Genomic DNA, 1,198 nt, shown 5'->3' on the forward strand with positions numbered 1-1,198 from the left:
TTGGTATCGCAAAGCTATAAGCTGCAAGACTCCGTGAGAAATAGCTTATTTATAAATCATTACAATTTTCTGTAAACTCTATATGTTACAGTTTACAAGTCTGGACGCGAGAGAAGAGGCGTATGCAGGTGGCGTAGCGTCCTCGCGCCGAGAGATACTCCCCACCATACTGAATATACTTTCTTTCAAATCCCATAAAAGACTGCACTCCGATTGCAAATGTCAATGGGAGATGTCCCCGGGGGGCATTTGTGGAGAAGGTTAATTCCGAGTATGACAGCCATTCTTGGTTCCATAGCAAAGTTACACTACTGCGCATATTAGACATGGAGTAGCGCAGCCGAAATTTGTTCCAAAACATTCCTTTGCGCCAACCCACGCGATTGCTAAACTTCTCCCAGATTTTTATATTAGCGTCTGGTTTGCCACCGACGCTTTCCCAAATACGCTTTTGCACACTAAAGCCGAAGCGCCCATTGCTGTATTTTACCCAAAGTTGGTCAATTGTGCGTAAGTCAGTGCAGGGAAAATTTTTGATGGATTCGACATCCAGCTGCCCGTCTTCTTTTTTTCTGCCAGCTGCCTTGAGCATGACAGCGAAAGTTTCGTTATCAGCTTCTTCCCACTTTCCTGTTTTCAGTAAATCTCGCAGCCGTGTGTAGTCTACACCTTTTTCTGAAGGAAGATCATTTTGCTCACTTTGTTTCTCTGTCGATAGGGTAGAGATGTCAGGAAGTTCCTCAATTTCCTGTCGCATCGCTATAAACCATTCCCGCTCCGCTCTCCCTAAACTAGGATTAGCTTCTGCTTCATCCAACCACTCTTTTGCCTTTGCCGGATCTAGAAAATTGAGTGCAGTCAGTTGTTGCGCCCGTTCTAATTCAACTCGATCTGCCCAAGGTGAATGATATTCCACATACTGCCAAAGCAGCGTAGCGACATCTTGAATTCGTTGTTTTGCATCTTCCCTTTTCATCAACTCCTGCAACAACTCATTGCGAATTTCTGGCTCGATTTCATACAGTTCTGCATCAATTTCACGACACAGCCCAGAAGTGAGAAACTCAAACTCGACTGTATAAGGAAGTTGCTCAGGTGGATCGAGAAAGAAGTTAATTCGCAGAAAGTGCAGCAATTCAGGATTTACAGCAATTTTCAGGTAAATAGACCACAGTGGTTGAACCAACCGAAGGCATCA

1 protein-coding gene is annotated in these 1,198 nt (G+C 44.3%); it reads right to left on the reverse strand.

Features of this window, described 5'->3' with window-relative positions:
- Positions 1-85 precede the first annotated feature (85 nt).
- Positions 86-1,186 carry a GUN4 domain-containing protein gene (locus AC5590_RS33815; RefSeq protein ID WP_248277450.1) on the reverse strand — a complete coding sequence of 367 codons (1,101 nt, stop codon included), beginning with the start codon at positions 1,184-1,186 and terminating at the stop codon, positions 86-88.
- Positions 1,187-1,198 lie beyond the last annotated feature (12 nt).

This window comes from Brasilonema octagenarum UFV-OR1, from assembly GCF_963888615.1.
Taxonomy (GTDB): domain Bacteria; phylum Cyanobacteriota; class Cyanobacteriia; order Cyanobacteriales; family Nostocaceae; genus Brasilonema; species Brasilonema sennae.